This window comes from Phytohabitans rumicis (genome assembly GCF_011764445.1).
Classification (GTDB): domain Bacteria; phylum Actinomycetota; class Actinomycetes; order Mycobacteriales; family Micromonosporaceae; genus Phytohabitans; species Phytohabitans rumicis.
This window is the reverse complement of sequence record NZ_BLPG01000001.1, coordinates 5,173,072-5,187,159: the sequence shown is the minus strand read 5'-3', so window position 1 is coordinate 5,187,159 and position 14,088 is coordinate 5,173,072. Positions and strand designations below refer to the sequence as shown.

Below are 14,088 nucleotides of genomic sequence, written 5' to 3'. Positions count from 1 at the left end.
GGCGTGGAGTTTTCGACGCTGGCCGTGGTGGTTGTCTGCCTTCTCGCCGGGGCGCGGTGGGCTGGCTTGCCGCGCGGGCCCGGGCCGGCGCGGAGCTGGCTCGGCTCGACGCGACACTGCGCGCGACCCGCGACGGCGAGGAGCGGTTGGAGCAGTCGATGCGGGCGCTGTCCTATGAGGCCACCGCGCAGTCGCAGGAGGCGGTCGCGCGCGCCGTCGCGCCGCTGCACGAGACGCTGCGCCGCTACGAGCAGCGGGTCGCCGAGCTGGAGCGGGAGCGCGTCGACGCGTACGCGGAGCTGCGCGAGCAGGTGCGGTCGATGTCGACCGTGTCGGGCGAGCTGCGCACCGAGACCAAGCAGCTGGTGGCGGCGCTGCGCGCGCCGCAGGTCCGCGGCCGGTGGGGCGAGCATCAGCTCCGGCGCATCGTCGAGGCGGCCGGGATGCTCGAGCACTGCGACTTCGCGGAGCAGGTCACGGCCGCGACGGACCATCAGGGGGTACGCCCCGACATGGTCGTCAAGCTCCATGGTGGACGGTCTGTTGTGGTCGATGCGAAGGCGCCGTTCGAGGCTTACCTGGCGGCCATGGAGGCGCGCGAGGAGCGGGGCCGCGACACCCACCTCGACGCGCACGCCCGGCACCTGCGCGGTCACGTGGACGCGTTGGCGGCAAAGACCTACTGGGCCGCGTTCGAGCAAACCCCCGATTTCGTGGTGCTTTTCGTGCCGGCCGACCCGTTCCTCGACGCGGCCCTGCAGCGCGACCCGACCCTGCTGGAGCACGCCTTCGCCCGCAACGTCGTGCTCGCCACGCCGGCCACGTTGATGGCGCTGCTGCGCACGGTGGCGTACGTCTGGCGCCAGGAGGCGTTGGCCCGCAACGCGGCGGCCGTGCATACCCTCGCCCGCGAGCTGTACGGCCGACTGTCCACATTGGGCGACCATGTGAGCAAGCTGGGTGGGGCGCTGGGTGGCGCGGTGACGGCGTACAACAAGGCGGTCGGTTCGCTGGAGGCGCGCGTGCTGGTCAGCGCCCGCAAGCTCGCCGAGCTGGGGGTGTCCGACGAGGAGCTGCCCGCGCCCGCGCAGGTCGAGCTGGCACCGCGCCAGCCGCAGGCGCCCGAGCTGGTGAGCGATTAGGTCTTTGCGGCGGCCTTCATGTCGCGCTTGAGCTCCTGCGGCAGCGAGAACGTCAGCCGCTCGTTGGCGGTGGTCACCTCTTCGACGTCGGCGAACCCGCGCGCCGCCAGGTAGTCGATCACCTGCATGACCAGCTCGTCCGGCACGCTCGCGCCCGAGGTAACGCCCACGGTGGTGGCGCCCGCCAGCCACTCGTCGGCGATCTCGCTGGCGTAGTCGACCAGGTAGCCGGCGCGCGCCCCGGCGTCGACGGCCACCTCGACCAGCCGTACGGAGTTGGACGAGTTGCGGGAGCCCACGACGATCACCACGTCGCAGTCCGGCGCGATCTCCTTGACGACGTGCTGCCGGTTTTGCGTGGCGTAGCAGATGTCGTCGCTCGGCGGCGACTGGAGCAGCGGCAGCCGCTGCCTGAGGCGGGCGACCGTCTCCATCGTCTCGTCGACCGAGAGCGTGGTCTGGGACAGCCAGACGACCTTGGACGGGTCACGCACGGTCACCCTGTCGACCCCGTCCGGACCGTCGACCAGCTGGATGTGCGCCGGCGCCTCGCCCGCCGTACCCACGACCTCCTCGTGACCCTCGTGGCCGATGAGCAGGATGTCGTAGTCGTCGGCGGCGAAGCGCTTGGCCTCCTGGTGAACCTTGGTCACCAGCGGGCAGGTCGCGTCGATCGCCTTGAGCGAACGGGCCTTGGCCTGCTCATATACCTCGGGCGCCACGCCGTGCGCCGAGAAGATCACGGTGGAGCCCTCGGGCACCTCTTCGTTTTCCTCCACGAAGATCGCGCCCTGCGCCTCCAGCGTCGAGACCACGTGCTTGTTGTGCACGATCTGCTTGCGGACGTAGATCGGCGGCCCGTAGAGCTTGAGCGCCTCCTCCACGGTCTGCACCGCCCGGTCGACGCCGGCACAGTAGCCCCGGGGCTTGGCCAGCAGTACGCGCTTGCGGGTCTCGGTCACCTAGCCATCGTACGTGGCTCCGCAGAGGTGGCCCGGCACACACATAGGCTGGCCCCGTGACACAGCCGGAGAGCCCCCGCAGTACGCCCGAGGAGCCGTGGCCGGTCCGGGTGGTCAGCCAGAAGATCGGCGCCTGGGTTGCCAAGCTCGGCTGGGTGTGGGTGGACGGGCAGGTCGCCCAGATCAGCCGGCGCCCCGGCGCGTCCACCGTCTTCCTCACGCTGCGTGACCCCTCGGCCGACCTGAGCCTGACCGTCACCACCAACCGTGACGTACTCGACCTTGGCGCACCCTCCCTGGAAGAGGGTGCCCGCGTCGTCCTGCACGCCAAACCGGAGTTCTACGCCGCCCGCGGCACCCTCAGCCTGCGCGCCGACGAGATCCGCCAGGTCGGCCTCGGCGAGCTGCTGGCCCGGCTGGAGAAGCTGAAGAAACTGCTCGCCGCCGAGGGCCTCTTCGCCCGCGAGCGCAAGCGCCGGCCCCCATTCCTGCCGTCCCGGATCGGGCTGATCACCGGCCGGTCCTCGGCCGCCGAGCGGGACGTGCTCACGAACGCGCGGCGGCGCTGGCCTGCGGTGGAGTTCCGGGTGATCAACGTGGCGGTGCAGGGGCCGACGGCCGTACCGCAGATGATCGACGCGCTGAAGGTGCTCGACGGCGACGACACGATCGACGTGATCATCTTGGCCCGCGGCGGCGGGAGCGTGGAAGACCTGCTGCCGTTCTCCGACGAGGCGCTGTGCCGGGCGGTCTTCGCCTGCCGTACGCCGGTGGTCAGCGCGATCGGCCACGAGACCGACACGCCGCTGGTCGACTACGTGGCCGACGTACGCGCCTCGACCCCCACCGACGCCGCCAAGCGGATCGTGCCCGACCTGGCCGAGGAGCTGCGCCTGATCGGGCTGGCCAGGCAGCGCCTGAACCGCGCCGTCACCGGCCTGCTCGACCGCGAGCAGCACCGGCTCGACGCGATCCGCACCCGCCCCGTCCTGGCCCGGCCGCACGTCATGATCGAGCAACGCGCCACGGAGGTGAGCGCGCTACGCGACCGGGCGGCGCGCTGCCTGGCCCACCGGCTCAGCACGGCCACGGGTGAGCTGCACCACACCCTCGCCCGCCTGCGCGCCCTGTCCCCGGCCGCGACCCTGCAACGCGGGTACGCCATCGTCCAGCGCGAGGACGGCCACGTGGTCCGGCGGGCAGCAGAGGTATCGGAAGGCGACCTCGTACACGTACGCCTGGCCGAGGGCGCACTCTCCGCTCGCGTGGCGCCGGCGACGCCTGAGTAGGGTCCCCTACGCGGCCGCCCGCCGCGATCAGTGACTGCGGGATCTACGTGAAGGCTTCCACGCCCCTACTCGCGGCGAAACACCCAACGGGGCGCCGTACTCACGCAAGGGGCGCGGGTAGGGTGATCGTCCATGGGTGAGCCGCAGATGAGCTACGAGCAGGCCCGCGCCGAGCTGGCTTCCGTGGTCGAGCGGCTGGAGGCCGGGGGCGGCTCGTTGGAGGAGTCGCTGGCGCTGTGGGAGCGCGGTGAGCAGCTCGCCGACGTCTGCCAGCGGTGGCTCGACGGCGCCCGCGCCCGCCTGGACGCCGCCCGCGCGGCCCGCGACGCCGAACCCGCGTCCTAGCCCGCCTCCCTGCTAGCCCTCCGTCCGCCTCTCCCTCCCTCGCCCGCGTCTCCCTGGCCGCGTCGATCAAGGCTTTCTACGTCGATCAAGGGCAAACGGTCGTGGATCGGAGATCAAAGCACAGCCATTCGCCCTTGATCGACGCAGAAAGCCTTGATCGGCGCGACGGGGCTTGGTCGGCGCGGCGGGCACTGATCGGGGCGGCGGGTTAGGTGACGGCGGTGGCCAAGATGCGGAGTTCGGTTTCCTCGGCGCTGCCTACGACGATCACGGTGCGGTCGGGTTGCAGGAGCACCAGCGCCTGCTCACCTGGGCGGGCGGTGTAGCGCTGCCAGCTCTGCCCCGCGATGTCGGTCGCCCCGCGCGGCTGGCCGCTCCCGGTCAGCTCCGCCGGCAGCAGCCGCTCGGCCGGTACGTCGCTCTGCACGAGTTGCACCCCGGCGCCCGACGGCGTGACGTACCCGATGCGCAGGACCTTGCCCCCGTCGGCGGTCTGGAATGTCGCGCTGATGGGCCGCCAGCCGTCGTCGAGCCCGGAGGGCTCGCTCACTGGGAACGCGCCCACGGAGCGCGCCTGGTCGAGGGCGGGCGCGGTGTCGACCTTGACCGGTTGGTCGCCGCCCTGCACGACGCGGTAGATCAGCACGATGATCAGGACCGGTACGAGAAGCACGGCCATCGACAGCACCATGTCGCGCGGGCGGCGCGTGTTGGTCGACGGCGGCGGTGCGACGGTCTGCTGATCCACGTAACCATCATCCCAGTACTCGCCCCGAACGGGCGTTCACCCCTCGATCATGACAGGATTTAGGCAAGCCAGCGCCCCGCAGCGTCGCGAGGAGGACCCGTCATGACCGAGGCTCGTATCCCGCAGGACCTCGACCGCAACCTCGCCCTGGACCTGGTCCGGGTCACCGAGGCCGCCGCGATGGCCGCCGGTCGCTGGGTCGGCCGCGGCGACAAGGAGGGCGGCGACGGGGCCGCAGTCGACGCCATGCGCAAGCTGATCAACTCGATCCAGATGCGCGGCGTGGTGGTCATCGGCGAGGGTGAGAAGGACAACGCCCCGATGCTCTTCAACGGCGAAGAGGTCGGCGACGGGACCGGACCCGAGGTGGACGTCGCCGTCGACCCCATCGACGGCACCACGCTGATGAGCAAGGGTATGCCGAACGCGCTCGCCGTACTGGCCGTGGCCGAGCGCGGCGCGATGTTCGACCCGAGCGCGGTCTTCTACATGGAAAAGCTCGCGGTCGGCCCCGACTGCGCGGACGTCATCGACATCAACGCCGGCGTGACGGAAAATCTGCGCCGCGTCGCGAAGGTCAAGAACTCCGGCGTCTCCGACGTGACGGTCTGCATCCTGGACCGCCCGCGGCACGAGCAACTGGTCCGGGAGGTACGCCAGGCCGGCGCCCGGATCCGCTTCATCTCCGACGGCGACATCGCCGGCGCCATCTCCGCCGCGAGCGAACAGTCCGATGTGGACGTGCTGGTCGGCGTCGGCGGTACGCCGGAAGGCATCACGGCCGCCTGCGCGCTCAAGTGCATGGGCGGCGCGATGCAGGCGAAGCTGTGGCCACGCGACGCCGCCGAACGGGAAAAGGCGCTCGCCGCGGGGCACGACCTCGACCGGGTGCTCACCACCGACGACCTGGTGACCGGCGACAACTGCTTCTTCGTCGCCACCGGCATCACCACCGGTGACCTGCTCAAGGGCGTGCGGTACCGGGCCGGCGGGGCGTTCACGCAGTCGATCGTCATGCGGTCCAAGAGCGGCACGATCCGGGTCATCGACTCGTACCACCGGTTGGAGAAGCTCGCCCGCTACTCGGCGGTCGACTTCGATGGCCGCCCGCTCGCCGAGCTGGCATAGGAGAAGCACACACCGATCGGGCCGGCGGCTGCCCTCGGCCGCCGGCCCGATCTCTCCCAAGTGCGTGCACCAGCAACGCTACGGGCGGGCCGGGTCGCATCGGGGCGCGATGGGACGAGCCGGCGGACGGCGCGGACGAACCGGAGCGTCAGCGGGACAGGCCGAGCGCCAGCCGCACCGGCTCGCGGAAGCTGCGACCGGTGATGAGCGCGGTGCCGCCGTCCAGCCGCAGCACGAATTCACCATGGTCGAGCGTCTCGATCTCGCGGACCCGGTCCAGCCGTACGACCAGCGATCGGTGCACGCGCAGGAACTGGTCCGGGTCGAGCCGCCCGGCCAGCCCGGTCAGGGTCTCCCGGACCAGGTAGGACTGGCTGCCGACGTACACCCGAACGTAGTTTCCCTCGGCGCGCAGGTAGTCGATGTGGTCCGTGTCGACGAGCCGGATGCGCCGTCCGACATCGACGGGCAGCCGCCGCAGCGGCCCGACCGCCGAAGGCGTGGCGTCCGGGAGCTGGTCGCGCACCCGGTCCAGGGCCGCCCACAGTCGTTCCCGGGCGAAGGGCTTCATCAGGTAGTCGACCGCGCGCACGTCGAAGGCCCGCACCGCGTGCTCGCTGAACGCCGTCACGAACACGATCGCCGGCGCGTGCTCACCGCCGAGGGCCTCCACGACGCCGAAGCCGTCGCCCTCCGGCATCTGCACGTCGAGGAACACCAGATCGGGCCTGGTCTTCTCGATGGCCGCCACGGCCGCGCGGGCCGTGCCGTACTCGCCGACAACCTCCACATCGGACCGTTCGGCGAGCAGGGACCGCAGGCGCCGGCGGGCCGGCGGTTCGTCGTCCACGATGAGGGTACGGATCATCGCCGGTCCCCTGTCCGGTACGGCACCGAAATGGTGGCGTCGACTCCCCCGCCGTCCCGCGGTGCGATGGTGAATTCGTGGCGGTCGCCGTAGAGCTGGCGCAGGCGGGCCCTCGTGTTGGCCAGCCCGATCCCATCGCGGAGCGCCCCGTGGGTCAGGCCGAGCCCGTCGTCCGCGACGCTCAGCTTGAGCCAGTCGCCCTGGCGGCCGGCGGTGAGCCACAGTGTGCCGGCCGCGGCCCGCGGCGACAGGCCGTGCCGGATCGCGTTTTCCACCAACGGTTGCAGGACGAGCGGCGGTACGAGCGCGCTCCGCGCCTCCGGCTCCACCTGCCAGGCCACCTTGAGCCGATCCTCGAACCGGGCCTGCTCGATGTCCAGATAGGACGCGAGTACCTCCAGCTCGGTGCGCAGCGGGACTTCCAGGCGGCCGTCGCTCTCCAGCGAGCGCCGCAACATGCCGGCCAGCCCGATGATCATCCGGTCGGCCTTGTCCGGGTCTTCCGGCACCAGGGCGGCGATCGTGTTCAGCGCGTTGAAGAGGAAGTGCGGCTGGAGTTGCGCGCGCAGCGCGGCCAGCTCGGCGCGGGCCAGTTGCCGCTCCCGCAGCCGGTGCGCGCGGGCGTAGTAGACCGCGTGGGCCGCCGCAAGGATGAGCACGTAGGTGAACACGTCGGTCTGCAGGTGGTACGCGAGCATCTCGCGCGTGGTCGCAAAGTCCAGCCACCAGCCCATCTTGGGTTTGAGCGCGGCGAGCGCGGCGGCGCGGGCCGCGATCGCCACGACGAGGCCGCCGAGCTGGACGGGGATCGCCCACCAGCGCGGGCCGCCGAGAGGAAACCGGTCGGCCAGCCACAGCGCGAACACCGTGATCGGCACCCAGGGCAGCGCGACGACAAGTTCGCCGTACAGCAGGTCCCATGTGGACGCAAAGTCACCGCTGACCCGCAGCGTCTGCTGGGTGCGCAGCGCACTGACCCACGTGAACGCCGTCCACCACGCGGTCGCCACCAGCGTCCACAGGAGATAGAGGCGCAGCCGCGGGGGAAGCATGCATGTCAGCCGGCGTCGGAGGAGTGGCCCGGGAAGAGGTGGGCCGACGGGTCGATCGCCACCGCGGCGTTGTTGACGGCGGTGGCCGCCTCGCCGAAGCCGGTCGCGATCAGCCGGACCTTGCCCGGGTACTCCGCGATGTCGCCGGCCGCGTACACTCGCGGGCGGTTCGTCGCCATGGTGCTGTCCACCAGGATGTGGCGCTTGTCCAGGTCCAGGCCCCACTCGGCGAGCGGGCCGAGATCCGCCGTGAAACCGAGTGCGGCGACCACCGTGTCGACGGGCACGGTCTCGGTGCCGCCGGCCTTGACGGTGATGTCGGCGGCGGTGATCCGGTCGCCGCCGTGGACCTTCGTGACCTCGGCGTTGACCACGATGCGTACCGGCAACTGCTGCACCCGGGCGACGGTCGAGGCGTGCGCGCGGAACTTTTCCCGGCGGTGCACGAGCGTCACGGACTTGGCCAGCGGCTCCAGCGCCAGCGCCCAGTCGAACGCCGAGTCGCCGCCGCCGACGATCAGCACGTCGTGGCCCTCAAGCTCGGCGAGCCGGGGCACGAAGTAGACCAGCCCGCCGCCCTCGAACACGTCCGCGGCGGGCAGCGGGCGGGGGCTGAAACTGCCCAGCCCACCGGTGATGATGACGGCCCCGCACAGGAGCTTGTCGCCACCGCCGAGCGACAGCACCGGCCGGTCATCCACGTAGGACAGCTCTTCGGCGCGAGCACCGAGGATGTACTCCGGGTTGAACGGCGCGGCCTGCTCGACCAGGTTGGCCACCAGGTCGCGCCCCTTGATCACCGGAAAGCCCGCGACATCGAAGATCGCCTTCTCCGGGTACATGGCGGTGACCTGCCCACCCGGCTCCGGAAGCGCGTCGATCAGCGCCACCGAGAGCCCGCGGAACCCGGCGTAGTACGCCGCGAAGAGACCGGTCGGTCCGGCACCCACTATCGCGACATCGATCTCGCGCATTCACTCACCGCCATCGTTTCGTCTGACGTGCAGGACCCGACGGTAGGCACACTCCCTCGTACGCGGCAAGGACCGTCTCACCGATCATGGCAAGGTGAACGTCGTACCCGCCGAGTAATCGTCGTAGCGCGGGTGCCGCCGGCGGAAGAGGATCGCGGCCACCAGCCCGCCCAGAAAGCCGAAGAGATGGCCCTGCCAGGACACCTGCGGATCGCCCGGCAGGATGCCGGCGAGCAGCTGCCAGCCGTAGAGCAGGCCGACGAGGACGACGACCCCCAGGTTCCACCAGCTCCGCTCCACCAGGCCGCGCATGAGCAGCAGGCCGAGGTACCCGAAGATGACCCCGCTGGCGCCCACGACCACCGTGTTGGGGCTGCCGGTGAACCACACCCCGAGGCCGCTCGCCAGGACGATGAAGATCGTGGCGTAGAGGAACCGGCGCCCGCCCGCGGCCAGCACGAACGTGCCCAGCAGGATCAGCGGCACGCTGTTGCTGTAGAGGTGGTCGAAGCCGTGGTGCAGGAACGGCGCGAAGAACACGCCGTCCAGGCCGTTGATGCGGCGCGGCACGATGCCACCGGCCGCGTCGAACGAGTTGTTGAGCCAGCCGTCGCACGCCTCGATGACGAAGAGCACCGGCACGATCGCGCACATCGCGACGAACGCCCGGCCGAGCGCGGCATAGAACGCCTCGGTGCCGAAGCGGTTCGGGTCACCGCTGGGAGTGGTGCCGTCGAAAGCCACGCCCCAGTATTGCCCGCTAGCTCAAGGCCCGGGTCTCCCGCTCGATCGCCTCAACGAACGCGGAAACCTGCGTGTAAACGCCCGGGTAGTCGCGGCGGGCGCAGCCGATCCCCCAGCTCACGATGCCGACCTGCACCCACTCGCCGGCGTCGTCGCGGTGGACCATCGGCCCGCCGGAGTCGCCCTGGCAGGCGTCGATGCCGCCACGCCGGGTGTCACCCGCGCACAGCATGTCGCGGGACACGAACTCGTAGCCGGCCTCGCGGTACGCCCGGCCACAGGCCCGGTCCGACACGTACGGCACGTCCACCGCGCGCAGGTAGCGCTGCTGGCTGGTCGCGCCCTCACGGGTCGCACCCCAACCCACGACGGTGAACGTGCCGCGGTCGTACGCGCTGTCGGCGGCGCGCGGGAGGAGGGGCAGGTCGAGCTCCTCGGCGAGCTGGATCAGCGCCCAGTCGTCACCTCGGGTGGCGTCGCGAAAGCCGGGGGCCCGCTTGACGTACGTCGACTTCACCCGGATCGCGTCCGGCGAGTGCTGGTCGACCGAGCCAGCGGTCACCGTGATGCTGCTGTCGAGGCCGGTGCCCTTGACGCAGTGGGCCGCCGTCAGGACGACCCGCGGGGCGGTGAGCGCACCGGCACAGCCCACCGAGAGGCGTACCGCCCACGGGAACTGGCCCGGCTCGGCGCGTACCCCTCCGACGATCTCGATCGGCGGCGCCGGCGCCGGATCGGCCTGGGCGGGTCCCGCCCAGGCCGATGTCACCGTCGCGGCCGCGACCAGCGCGGCGATCCACCGCCAAGCTCGCATGTGCGTTCCCCCGAAATGGACCAGTTTGCCCATTATGGGGTCATCCATGCCGCCGCGCGGCGAACGAAACGCCAGCTAGTACCAGCCCACGTCCTGGGAGTGCGCCCACGCCCCGCAGGGGTCGCCGTACCGGCCCTTGATGTAGCTCAGACCCCACTTGATCTGCGTCGCCGGGTTGGTCTCCCAGTCGTCCGCGACCGAGCTCATCTTGCTCGGGGCAGCGCCTGCGCGATGCCGTACGCACCGGACGACGAGTTGCGGGCCTTGTGGTTCCAGCCGCTTTCCTTCGTCCACAGCTTGTCCAGGCACGGGAACTGGTCGATCTTGAAGCCCGCGGCGATCATCAGCGCGCAGCCGGTCTTGCGGTTGCCGCTGAACTCGTTGCAAGACGCCGGAATCGGACCCGTGTACGGCTTCGCCGGGGTGTCGTCCTTCGCCTCGGCCGCCTCGCGCTTCTTGCGGCTGGCCGCCTCCTGCGCCTTGCGGGCCCGCTCGGCCTCCGCCTTGGCTGCCGCGGCCGCCTTCTCGGCGGCGATCCGCTCGGCCTCGCGCTGCTGAGCGCTGTCGGCCATGAACTCGCGGTGCCGATCCTTGAGGTACTGCAATTCCTCCTGGTCCGCGTCGAGGGCGAGCTGGGCGCTCACGCCTTGCTGCTGGATCTTCCGGTCCTGACCGAGGTATGCCCCGCCGGTAACGCCCACAAGGAGCAACATGACGGCGAGCGCTCGGAGTCCGAACCGGCTCCACAGCCGACTCACGAAGAGGTCCCTTCGTCGGGGCAAGGACACGGCGCGGAGAACCATCGGGGGTTCGATTGCTCCACGCCGTAGGCATCCAGCTCCACAGGGTTACCAGTGGTGCACGGGTGCCCGCAGGACACCATTGCGCACGGTGAGGCGGATGGGGAGGCGCAGGCCATCTTTGTGACCTGCGCCACGCCGTTTATCGGGGCGAATACGGACTTTTACCGCCGCTACCGCGGGATGTCCTCCAGCAAGTCGGTGACGACCTCCGCGATCGGTGACCGCTCGGAACGGGTCAACGTCACGTGCGCGAAGATCGGGTGCCCCTTGAGCGCCTCGATCACGGCAGTCACGCCATCGTGCCGGCCGACGCGCAGGTTATCGCGCTGAGCCACGTCGTGTGTCAGCACCACCCGCGACCCCTGGCCGATCCGGGACAACACCGTCAGGAGTACGCCGCGCTCCAGCGACTGCGCCTCGTCGACGATCACGTAGGCGTCGTGCAAACTCCGTCCACGGATGTGGGTCAGCGGCAGGACCTCGAGCAGGCCGCGGCCCATGACCTCTTCCATGACGTTTTCGTGGACGACCGCGCCAAGGGTGTCGAAGACAGCTTGGGCCCACGGCGACATCTTCTCCGCCTCGGAGCCGGGCAGGTAGCCCAACTCCTGGCCGCCGACGGCGTATAGCGGGCGGAAGACGATGACCTTCTTGTGCCGGCGCCGCTCCATCACGGCCTCCAGGCCGGCGCAGAGGGCGAGCGCGGACTTGCCCGTGCCGGCGCGACCGCCCAGCGAGACGATCCCGATCGACTCGTCCAGCAGCAGGTCGAGCGCGATTCGCTGCTCCGCCGAGCGCCCGCGCAACCCGAACGCCTCCCGGTCGCCGCGCACCAGCCGTACCGTCTTGTCGGGCAGCACCCGGCCGAGCCCGGAGCCGCGCGGCGAGTGCAGCACCAGGCCGGTGTGGCAGGGCAGCCCGGCCGCCTCGTCGACGTCCAGGGCTTCACCGGCGTACAGCTGGTTGACCTGGCCTTCGCCCAGCTCGAGGTCGGCCATGCCGGTCCACGTCGGGTCGCTGGCCTGGCCGTGCCGGTACTCGTCGGCGTGCAGGCCGACCGAGGCGGCCTTGACCCGCAGCGGCATGTCCTTGCTGACCAGCGTGACGTCGCGCCCCTCGGCCGCGAGGCCGAGGGCGACGGACAGGATCCGGGCGTCGTTCGACTCGTTCCGGAAGCCCTGCGGCAGGACGGACGGGTCGGCGTGGTTGAGCTCGACCCGCAGGGTGCCGCCCAGTTCGTTCACCGGGAGCGGGGCGTCCAGCCGGCCGTGCTTGATCCGCAGTTCGTCGAGCATGCGCAGGCACTGGCGGGCGAACCAGCCCAGCTCGGGATGGTGTCGCTTGCCCTCCAACTCGGAGATGACCACCAAGGGCAGGACCACTTCGTGCTCGACGAAGCGGTAGAACGCCGCCGGATCGGACAGCAACACCGACGTGTCCAGCACGTACGTCTTGTTGGCCGGCTCCGGTGCCGCTTGGCGGGGGACTTGGTACGGCGTGTTGTCACAGGCCATCTCCCGGCGAGCGTGCACCCGGACCGCCCGCGATCCGCCCACGTCCGGCGCCCGGAGACACGGGATCGGATGCGTGGTCCCGTGGCGGTAAACGCATGGTCCGGGCGGGCCGGATGGCTTGGGATGACCCCGCGCCATGCCTAGAAGCTAACTGGCAGATGCCTGCTTGGGCTAGTACAGGACGTTCGGCACGCCGTGTCTCACATATGGCGGCGCCGGCCCGTCCGACCGCCGGGCGGTTGGGACCCAGGGTCGGACGGACCGGCTGGGAGGGGCCGGTCAGGATGCGTGCCCCCTGCGCGCACCCCGACCGGCAAGACCGCCCACCACCGGTCTGGTGGGCGATCCCCCGGGGAGCCGTCACCCCACTCGGGTGGAGTGCCTTCCGCCGCTGGAAACGGCTCCCACGACTGAGGCGCTGGTGTACGTGGTTCCCTGCCGTACCACCACGGGCAACGGGGGTGGGGCCTCGATTACCGAGGCGGTCGCCTCCTGCGCCTCCCGGCGCCGCCGGTTCCACGCCCCGCGGTCGCCGTCGAAATAGCCTTGGCGGTACCCGAACCGGTACCCGACGCGATAGCTGAGCTGGCCGTGTAGCCGTCCGGCCGCATAGCTCGACGATCCCAGCAGAAGTACGAAAAACAGCGCGAAAAAGGGGCTCATGGATCCACCTCGGAGTCCAGCAGCCGGCTGATGTCCGTCATGCTCACCTCCTCGACGAGTTCGACGCTGATCCGGCAGCCGCCGAGCATCACCTCGGCGACCGAGGACCGTCGGATGTCGCCGCCGGCCTCGTACACCCGCACGCTCAGCTCCGGACAGCCCAGGTGGGTCCGCCAGGAGTCCCACTCGTGTCGATTGCCCACATTGAGCGAGATGTACCGCGACCCGCGGGCCAGGTAGAGCCGCCATGGGGCGCTTAGTCCGGCCGCCACCCCGTTAGCGATCAACCCAAAAGCCTCCGCCCGCGTCCCAACGTCGGTCATGCGTCCACCTCTGTCACGTCTACGTGACACGTTTGCGTACTATTCGTCCCAGACACGTGACAGAGAGTACGACGTCACATACGCGTGACAGCATCATCTTTTCGGATGATTAGTAACAGACCAAAGTCCACCTAGTCTAGCCATGTGTCACCCCTCGATAAGAAGCAAACACCCCTGTCACGCCCGCAGTACAACCACGTTCTACGGGCCGGAGGGCTGCCGAACGGGCCGTACCGTCACCCGGTGCCGGACAGCCCCCCTGGGCGAAAGATCGCTTTCGCCGCGTTCGTACGCAAGGCGCTTGAGGACGCGCGCACGACGCGCGCGTGGACCGGTTCCGAGGTCTCCCGCCGCACCGGCGTCTCCCGCCAAACCATCAACCGTTGGGTACGCGGCGAGTGGGCCAGCGACCCGGAAGCCGAACGGGTCGTCGCCTTCTGCGAAGGGCTTGGCATCAACCCGACCGTCGCGTTCGGCGTACTTGGCTGGGCCGACACCTCGCCGGCCCGCCCCACTCCCGCCGCGCCACCCATGGACCCGGACGTCGAAGCGCTGTTGCGCCGCCTCGTCGACCCCAACGTCTCCGACGCAGAGAAGTTCCATATCAGAGAGACGGTCCGCTACCTCGCGTACCGGCCATCCGTGCCGACAGAAACCCGCAAAGGGCGTAAACGGGCCAGCTAGGCACGCTAAGTCTCCAAATGGTGAAAGATCCCCGG

At 70.4% G+C, this 14,088-nt stretch carries 14 protein-coding genes and 2 pseudogenes; 5 read left to right on the top strand and 11 right to left on the bottom strand.

The window, feature by feature from the left end; translation table 11 throughout:
- The first annotated feature begins 3 nt into the window (after positions 1-3).
- Positions 4-1,142 (top strand): annotated as a pseudogene (locus Prum_RS23490) (DNA recombination protein RmuC).
- Here Prum_RS23490 and Prum_RS23485 read toward each other — a convergent pair.
- Complete coding sequence (locus Prum_RS23485; protein ID WP_173078460.1) at positions 1,139-2,104, bottom strand: 4-hydroxy-3-methylbut-2-enyl diphosphate reductase; 966 nt, start codon at positions 2,102-2,104, stop codon at positions 1,139-1,141. The pseudogene Prum_RS23490 and the gene Prum_RS23485 overlap by 4 nt on opposite strands.
- Positions 2,105-2,160: 56 nt before the next feature.
- Between Prum_RS23485 and xseA the strand changes: the two genes are divergently transcribed.
- On the top strand, positions 2,161-3,393 hold the full coding sequence (gene xseA / locus Prum_RS23480) for an exodeoxyribonuclease VII large subunit (RefSeq protein WP_173078459.1): 1,233 nt from the start codon (positions 2,161-2,163) through the stop codon (positions 3,391-3,393).
- Positions 3,394-3,525: 132 nt separating this feature from the next.
- Complete coding sequence (locus Prum_RS23475) at positions 3,526-3,738, top strand: exodeoxyribonuclease VII small subunit (protein WP_173078458.1); 213 nt, start codon at positions 3,526-3,528, stop codon at positions 3,736-3,738.
- A gap of 208 nt (positions 3,739-3,946) precedes the next feature.
- On the opposite strand, the gene Prum_RS23470 is transcribed toward Prum_RS23475, so the two are convergent.
- Entirely contained in the window at positions 3,947-4,486 is a 540-nt protein-coding gene (locus Prum_RS23470; RefSeq protein WP_246278046.1) for a DUF4245 domain-containing protein, read from the bottom strand.
- 102 nt (positions 4,487-4,588) lie between these two features.
- On the opposite strand from Prum_RS23470, the gene glpX reads away from it, so the two are divergent.
- A complete protein-coding gene (gene glpX, locus Prum_RS23465) occupies positions 4,589-5,614 on the top strand; it encodes a class II fructose-bisphosphatase (protein WP_173078457.1) in 1,026 nt (341 codons plus the stop codon).
- A 148-nt stretch (positions 5,615-5,762) separates the two neighbouring features.
- On the opposite strand, the gene Prum_RS23460 is transcribed toward glpX, so the two are convergent.
- From Prum_RS23460 to Prum_RS23420, 9 genes and pseudogenes are all read right to left on the bottom strand, one after another.
- Positions 5,763-6,482, bottom strand: a complete 720-nt coding sequence (locus Prum_RS23460; RefSeq protein ID WP_173078456.1) for a LytR/AlgR family response regulator transcription factor — start codon at positions 6,480-6,482, stop codon at positions 5,763-5,765.
- On the bottom strand, positions 6,479-7,534 hold the full coding sequence (locus tag Prum_RS23455) for a sensor histidine kinase (RefSeq protein WP_173078455.1): 1,056 nt from the start codon (positions 7,532-7,534) through the stop codon (positions 6,479-6,481). The genes Prum_RS23460 and Prum_RS23455 overlap by 4 nt, the downstream gene beginning before the upstream one ends.
- Positions 7,535-7,539: 5 nt before the next feature.
- Positions 7,540-8,508, bottom strand: a complete 969-nt coding sequence (locus tag Prum_RS23450; RefSeq protein WP_173078454.1) for an NAD(P)/FAD-dependent oxidoreductase — start codon at positions 8,506-8,508, stop codon at positions 7,540-7,542.
- Between the two features lie 84 nt (positions 8,509-8,592).
- Positions 8,593-9,252 (bottom strand): rhomboid family intramembrane serine protease, encoded by a 660-nt coding sequence (locus Prum_RS23445; RefSeq protein WP_246278045.1) that lies wholly within the window; start codon positions 9,250-9,252, stop codon positions 8,593-8,595.
- A gap of 16 nt (positions 9,253-9,268) precedes the next feature.
- Entirely contained in the window at positions 9,269-10,066 is a 798-nt protein-coding gene (locus Prum_RS23440) for a serine protease (protein WP_173078453.1), read from the bottom strand.
- 75 nt (positions 10,067-10,141) lie between these two features.
- A pseudogene (locus Prum_RS23435) lies at positions 10,142-10,824 on the bottom strand (aggregation-promoting factor C-terminal-like domain-containing protein).
- Positions 10,825-11,039: 215 nt separating this feature from the next.
- The gene (gene phoH2, locus Prum_RS23430) at positions 11,040-12,383 is read right to left on the bottom strand and encodes an RNA 5'-3' helicase PhoH2 (RefSeq protein ID WP_173084071.1); all 1,344 of its coding nucleotides are present in this window, start codon (positions 12,381-12,383) and stop codon (positions 11,040-11,042) included.
- A 360-nt stretch (positions 12,384-12,743) separates the two neighbouring features.
- Positions 12,744-13,046 (bottom strand): hypothetical protein, encoded by a 303-nt coding sequence (locus tag Prum_RS23425; protein ID WP_173078452.1) that lies wholly within the window; start codon positions 13,044-13,046, stop codon positions 12,744-12,746.
- Entirely contained in the window at positions 13,043-13,369 is a 327-nt protein-coding gene (locus Prum_RS23420) for a hypothetical protein (protein ID WP_173078451.1), read from the bottom strand. The genes Prum_RS23425 and Prum_RS23420 overlap by 4 nt, the downstream gene beginning before the upstream one ends.
- A 243-nt stretch (positions 13,370-13,612) precedes the next feature.
- On the opposite strand from Prum_RS23420, the gene Prum_RS23415 reads away from it, so the two are divergent.
- Positions 13,613-14,053, top strand: coding sequence for a helix-turn-helix domain-containing protein (locus Prum_RS23415; RefSeq protein ID WP_173078450.1), 441 nt, complete (start codon positions 13,613-13,615; stop codon positions 14,051-14,053).
- Positions 14,054-14,088 lie beyond the last annotated feature (35 nt).

Bases quoted from the DNA above. Each gene is read 5' to 3' on its own strand.
- Prum_RS23425 (WP_173078452.1), bottom strand. From the start codon at position 13,046: ATGAGCCCCTTTTTCGCGCTGTTTTTCGTACTTCTGCTGGGATCGTCG.
- Prum_RS23460 (WP_173078456.1), bottom strand. From the start codon at position 6,482: ATGATCCGTACCCTCATCGTGGACGACGAACCGCCGGCCCGCCGGCGC.
- Prum_RS23475 (WP_173078458.1), top strand. From the start codon at position 3,526: ATGGGTGAGCCGCAGATGAGCTACGAGCAGGCCCGCGCCGAGCTGGCT.
- phoH2 (WP_173084071.1), bottom strand. From the start codon at position 12,383: ATGGCCTGTGACAACACGCCGTACCAAGTCCCCCGCCAAGCGGCACCG.
- Prum_RS23420 (WP_173078451.1), bottom strand. From the start codon at position 13,369: ATGACCGACGTTGGGACGCGGGCGGAGGCTTTTGGGTTGATCGCTAAC.
- Prum_RS23440 (WP_173078453.1), bottom strand. From the start codon at position 10,066: ATGCGAGCTTGGCGGTGGATCGCCGCGCTGGTCGCGGCCGCGACGGTG.
- Prum_RS23455 (WP_173078455.1), bottom strand. From the start codon at position 7,534: ATGCTTCCCCCGCGGCTGCGCCTCTATCTCCTGTGGACGCTGGTGGCG.
- glpX (WP_173078457.1), top strand. From the start codon at position 4,589: ATGACCGAGGCTCGTATCCCGCAGGACCTCGACCGCAACCTCGCCCTG.
- Prum_RS23450 (WP_173078454.1), bottom strand. From the start codon at position 8,508: ATGCGCGAGATCGATGTCGCGATAGTGGGTGCCGGACCGACCGGTCTC.